This window comes from Nigerium sp. (assembly GCF_039811905.1).
In the GTDB taxonomy this organism is placed as follows: Bacteria; Actinomycetota; Actinomycetes; order Propionibacteriales; family Propionibacteriaceae; genus Propioniciclava.
In genome coordinates, this window is the sequence record NZ_JBDHZL010000140.1 from 1 (window position 1) to 5,753 (window position 5,753).

Below are 5,753 nucleotides of genomic sequence, written 5' to 3' on the forward strand. Positions count from 1 at the left end.
TACAGCTGCCACGGGATCGAGATCAGCGCCCCGCCCCAGTGGATGTCGTCGCTGAACACGCCGCCGAACGAGACGACCTCGGGGGCGATCTCGGGCAGCGACCCGTCGGCGCGCTGCGACTCGATCATCAGCCGCACAGTGTTCCGCATGACCGGGCCGACGTCGCGCCGGGCGGCGAGCAGGTCGAAGAGCAGGTGGTCCTGCTCGAGCCAGCCGAGCTTCTCGCGGTTCGGGCAGTCGGTGAGGATGCCCTGCAGGTTCGCGTCGATCGCGATGTCGGTGAGCTCGAGCAGGCGGTTGAACGTCGCGTCGCTCGTGGACGCCGTGCCCGTCACCCGCAGGTCCGGCCCGACGGGGACGGCCGAGAAGTTCGCCGCGGACAGGCTCAGCGCCGAGGCACCGGTCACGCGCAGGTAGCGGAAGCCGTGGTAGACGAACTGCGGGTTCCACTCCTCGCGGCCGCGCCCGGCGAACGTGTACTGGTCGTAGACGGGGTTCTTCGAGCCGGCGAGGATCGTGGACTGGTCCGGGACGCCGCCCTTGACCCGCTCGGCCGGGTACAGCCGGATCGACGTGCCGGCGGGCGCCGTGAGCGAGAGGCGCGGCTGGCCGGTGACGTAGCGCCCGTAGTCGACGACCGACGACCCGTCGGCCAGCTTCGTCACGGACTTCGCCGCGACGGGCGTCTTGGCGACGACCGGGGGCATCGTCTGTGGGAAGAGCGCGATCGAGCGGGAGATGTTCGCGACGACCGCCGGACGCCAGCCGGCCGCCGTCGTCAGCGCGGACGCCGGCCGCTCCCAGCCGACCGGCTCGGCGCGGGCGTCGTAGTCCTCGCCGCCGTACCAGTCCGACAGCGTGGTGCCGGCCGGACGCGTCCACCACCCCGACGACGTGTCCCAGCTCTGGGCGGTGCCGTCCGAGTACCGGACGTCCAACCGCGCCGTGAACCCGAGCGGGCCGCCGAGGTGCACGAGTTTGGTGTAGCGACCCGGCGTCCGGACTTCGTTGTACACCCCGCCCGCCAACCGGACGCCCACGCGGTTCGTCCCCTGGCTGACCAGGCGGGTGACGTCGTAGGTGCGGTACTCGACCGACTTCTCGAACCGCGACTGCGTTGGTTGCAGCACCGCCGAGGACGCCGCCGCCCCGTTCGTCGTCGGCGCGTACAGGCCGAGGCCCGCGATCGTGAGCTTGGCGGACGCCGCCGGCTTGGTGAGCGCGACGTCGCGCGCGAACACCGGCAGCCGCGGGGGAACCTTGTCCATCGCGGGCGTGATGTTCCACTCCTGGCTCGTGATCCACCCGGACGCCGCCGGCGGCCGTCCGGGCGTGACCAGGTCGCCCTGTGCGCGCGGCTGGGGGATGCTGCGGGCGGACGCCGTCGGCGCTGGCGCCGGGATCGGCTCCCCCGCCGAGGGCACGGCCGCCGGCGGCGCGACGCTGGGCGGCCCGGACGCCGGCCCCGGCGTCGGGTCGAGTTCAGGGGGGACTGCGGCCGCCGCCGCGGGTGAGCCGAGGGCGAGGCCACACGAGAGGGCGACCGAAACGACGGCCGCGGCGAGGCGTCCGAGTGGAGCAGATGAGCGCATGCCAGGCCCTTCGGGATGATCGGTCGGATCGCGCGTACCCTAACCAGCCGGGCGCCCCGCACGAGCATGTTAGCGACGGTTGTCGCGCAAACACCGAGGGTGCGCAACAACATCCTTCCGGGGGGAGGGCATCACCGGCCACCCCGACGGGTCTGCCGGGCGGAGGACGTTCGACGTACCCTGGTCGGCAAGCACCGTTGCCCGGGAGGCCCGCCATGCATGCCGTCCGTCATCCCGCGGTCGCCGGGTCGTTCTACCCCGCCGACCCCGCCACGCTCCGCCGTCAGATCGACGGCTTCCTCGACGAGGCCCGCACCAGCGTCGAGGCCGACCTGCCCGCGCCGAAGGCGATCGTCGCCCCGCACGCGGGCTACGTCTACTCGGGGTCGACCGCCGCGCTGGCCTACGCCGACGCCGAGCGTCGCCGCGACGAGGTGCGCCGCGTCGTCCTGCTCGGGCCGTGCCACCGCGTCGCCACCCGCGGGCTCGCGCTCCCGGGCGCCCGCGCCTTCCGGACGCCGCTCGGCGACGTGCCCGTCGCCGCCGTCGGGGGCCTGCCCCACGTCGCGACGAGCCCCGACGTCCACCTGCTCGAGCACTCCCTCGAGGTGCACGTGCCGTTCCTCCAGGTGATCCTGGACTCGTTCGAGCTCGTCCCCCTCGCGGTCGGCGACGCGCCCCCCGCCGTGGTCGCCGACGTGATCGAGGCGCTGTGGGGCGGCCCCGAGACGCTCGTCGTCGTGAGCACCGACCTGTCGCACTACCTCACCTACGACCGCGCGAACGCGGTGGACGCCGAGACGATCGAGAAGGTCCTCGACGTCGCCGGGCCGATCGACCCCCGCCGGGCGTGCGGGGCGCGCCCGCTGAACGGCCTGCTGGAGGTCGCCCGCCGCCGCGGTCTCGCGCCCGAGTTGCTGGGTGCCTGCAATTCCGGCGACACGGCCGGTGACAAGCAGCGGGTCGTCGGGTATGCGTCGTTTGCCCTCCGCGAGGGGGCGTCCGGAGAGGAGGAGTCATGAGCGTCCCGGCCGACGCGGGCGGCGTCCTGCTGCCCCTGGCGCGCGAGGCGATCACCGCGCGGCTGGAGGGCCGCGCGGAGCGGCCCGTCGTCGACGAACCGGCCTGGCTCGCCGCGCCGGGGGCGGCGTTCGTGACGCTGACGGCGTCCGGACGCCTGCGCGGCTGCATCGGCTCGCTGCAGGCCCACCGGCCGCTGGGGGAGGACGTCCGGGAGAACGCCCTCGCCGCGGCCCTGCGCGACCCGCGGTTCCAGCCGCTGCGGCGCGACGAGCTCGCCGGCGTCCGCATCGAGGTGTCGGTGCTGTCGCCGCCCGAGCCGGTCGAGGCGCGCTCGACTACGGAGGCGCTGGCCGCGCTGCGGCCGCACGTGGACGGCGCGATCCTGTCCGACGGACGCCGCCGCGGCACCTTCCTGCCGCAGGTGTGGGAGCAACTGAGCGACCCGGCCGAGTTCCTCGCGCACCTGCAGCGCAAGGCCGGCCTGCCGATCGGCAAGTGGACGTCCAGCACCCGGCTCGAGCGGTACACCGTCTCGGCGTGGGAGGAGGAGACGTGACGGGCGAGGCCTTGTCGGGGGCGCCGGCGCGCTACTGGCATCCGCTCGCCGACGGCCGCCTCCAGTGCGACCTGTGCCCGCGCGAGTGCCGGCTGCGCGACGGCCAGCGCGGCTTCTGCTTCGTGCGTGCGAACGCGGGCGGACGCCTCGTCCTCACCACGGACGGCCGCAGCTCGGGCTTCTGCATCGACCCGATCGAGAAGAAGCCGCTGAACCACTTTCACCCGGGCACGTCGGTGCTCTCGTTCGGCACGGCCGGCTGCAACCTGGGCTGCAAGTTCTGCCAGAACTGGGACATCTCGACCTCCCGCGAGATGGACCGGCTCGCCGACGAGGCGTCCGGGGAGCAGATCGCGCGGGCGGCGTCCGGCAACGGCTGCGTGTCGGTCGCGTACACCTACAACGATCCGGTGATCTTCGCCGAGTACGCGCTCGACGTCGCGCGGGCCTGCCGCGCACGCGGGCTGAACAACGTCGCGGTGACCGCGGGCTACGTGAATCCCGAAGCCAGAAACGACTTCTTCGCCGGGATGGACGCCGCAAACGTCGACCTGAAGGCGTTCGACGACGACTTCTACCGGCGGGTGACGGGCGGACGCCTCGCGCCCGTCCTCGACACGCTCACGTACCTGCGGCACGAGACCGACGTGTGGCTCGAGGTGACGACGCTGCTCATCCCGGGCCACAACGACTCCGACGACGAGCTGCGCGCGCAGGCGTCCTGGATGGTGCGCGAGTTGGGGCCCGACGTCCCGCTGCACTTCTCGGCGTTCCACCCCGACCACCGGATGCGGCACGTGCCGCGGACGCCGGCGTCCACGCTGACGCGCGCCCGCGAGATCGCGCTCGCCGCAGGGCTGCGGTACGTCTACACGGGCAACGTGCACGACCGGCGCGGCGGCACGACGTTCTGCCCCGGCTGCGCGCGCCCACTCATCGAGCGGGACTGGTACGCGCTGCTGCGGTTCGACCTCGACGTGACGGACGGCCGCGGGCGCTGCCCGCACTGCGCGACCGAGATCGCCGGGGTGTTCGATGCCGAGCCGGGCGACTTCGGGCCGAGGCGCATCCCTATCAGGCTGTCCGCTCGGTGAACATCTCGTCCCGCAGGGTGTGCCGCGAGGGGGCTGAACCCGCCGATCAATAGCATTTCGGCCATGACAACACCCCTGTTGCGCCCAAGCCCGATGGACATGGGCGCGATTTTCTCCAGTTCTTTCGCGATCCTCAAGAAGCGCCCGCTGCAGTTCGTCACGATCCTGCTGCTGCCGATGGCCCTGATGGTCGCCATCATCCTCATCTTCGCCCTCGCCATGATTCCGATCGCTCAGGGCGGCCGTGACGCCGCCGTCGGCGGCGTGGTGCTCGGCGTCCTGGTGTTCTTCGTCGCGATGGTCGTCGTGACCCTCTTCGAGTACCGCGCGCTCGCCATGATGAGCGTGGCCACCTACGACATCGCCGCCGGGCGGGAGTCGTCGACCGGAAACCTGATGGCCCGCACCAAGGGCGTGATGGGCCGCGTGTTCGTCCTGCTGATCGCGGTCTACGCCGCCGCCTTGCTGGTCGGGCTCATCTTCGCCGGAATCGTCGGCGGGGCGGTCGGCCTCGCGAGCGGGCGCGGCGACGGCAGCGGAGCCGGTGGCGTGGCCGGCCTGTTGATCCTGCTCTACCTGGCGGTCATCGTCGTCTCGGTCTACCTGGGCGTCCGGTGGATGTTCCTGCTGCCGATCCTCGGGCTCGAGGGGCGCAGCGGCTTCGCCTCGCTCGGCCGCTCGTGGCAGATGACCAAGGGCAACTTCTGGCGGCTCTTCCTCACCTCCTTCGTGGAGTCGATCGCGATCGGCGTCGTCCTCGTCCTGCTGTACCTGGTGTCGGTGGCCATCCTCCTGGGCGCCTCCGGCGGCGGCGAGAACATGGGCGCCGCGGGGATCGTGGTGGGCGTCATCCTCGCCATCGTCTGGCTGGCCGTGATGCTGCTGGTCACGCCGTTCGACCAGGTGTTCAGGACGGTCATGTACCTCGATCAGCTCGGCCGCGATCAGCTCGCCGGACGCGGCCCGCAGCCGGGCGCGCCGGCCCAGATGCCCGGCGTCGATCCGGCCCAGCAGCTCGGGTACGGCGCCGGCGGCGCGACCGCGTATCAGGGCGGCCAGTACGGGTACCCGCAGTACGGCCAGCAGCCCGTGGAGCAGAGCCGGCACCCGGAGCAGGACGCCCAGCAGGCGCCCCAGTACGGCCAGGCCCCGGAGTACGGCGCGCAGCCGTACGGCCAGTACGGCCAGAATCCGGACGCCCCGCAGGCCGGGCCGGCTGGCCCCGCGCCCGACCCTGAGAAGAAGGACGGCCCCGCCTCCTGACCACTCCTCTCCCGCTCGGGCCCCGCACCACCGGTGCGGGGCCCGCTACGTCGGGGGCCGGACCGCGAAAAACGTTCCCGCGGGAACGTCTCCGGTCGGACGCCGCGGGCGCGCGTCCGGCCCGAACTTCGGCGTCAGCGATTCCCGACGTCCCGGAGTGCGACCCGGGTCCTCGCCCCTAGTCGCCGCCCCACACCACGGCTTGGGCGATGCGGACGTTCTCCC

5 protein-coding genes are annotated in these 5,753 nt (G+C 72.8%); 4 read left to right on the forward strand and 1 reads right to left on the reverse strand.

The genetic code is table 11. From position 1 onward, the window contains the following. A partial coding sequence (locus WMJ97_RS14065) for a family 78 glycoside hydrolase catalytic domain (protein ID WP_347349635.1) occupies window positions 1-1,592 on the reverse strand: 1,592 nt, incomplete at its 3' end. Window positions 1,593-1,807: 215 nt separating this feature from the next. On the opposite strand from WMJ97_RS14065, the gene amrB reads away from it, so the two are divergent. The 4 genes from amrB to WMJ97_RS14085 all read left to right on the forward strand — a co-directional run bounded on the left by amrB (window position 1,808) and on the right by WMJ97_RS14085 (window position 5,528). Beyond that, window positions 1,808-2,614: an AmmeMemoRadiSam system protein B gene (gene amrB / locus WMJ97_RS14070; protein ID WP_347349636.1), complete on the forward strand. Its 807-nt coding sequence runs from the start codon at window positions 1,808-1,810 to the stop codon at window positions 2,612-2,614. Next, window positions 2,611-3,171, forward strand: a complete 561-nt coding sequence (gene amrA / locus WMJ97_RS14075; protein WP_347349637.1) for an AmmeMemoRadiSam system protein A — start codon at window positions 2,611-2,613, stop codon at window positions 3,169-3,171. Before amrB ends, amrA begins: the two co-directional genes overlap by 4 nt. After that, window positions 3,168-4,265, forward strand: coding sequence for an AmmeMemoRadiSam system radical SAM enzyme (gene amrS / locus WMJ97_RS14080; protein ID WP_347349638.1), 1,098 nt, complete (start codon window positions 3,168-3,170; stop codon window positions 4,263-4,265). The genes amrA and amrS overlap by 4 nt, the downstream gene beginning before the upstream one ends. A gap of 63 nt (window positions 4,266-4,328) precedes the next feature. Continuing rightward, window positions 4,329-5,528 (forward strand): glycerophosphoryl diester phosphodiesterase membrane domain-containing protein, encoded by a 1,200-nt coding sequence (locus WMJ97_RS14085; RefSeq protein WP_347349639.1) that lies wholly within the window; start codon window positions 4,329-4,331, stop codon window positions 5,526-5,528. Window positions 5,529-5,753: the final 225 nt, after the last annotated feature.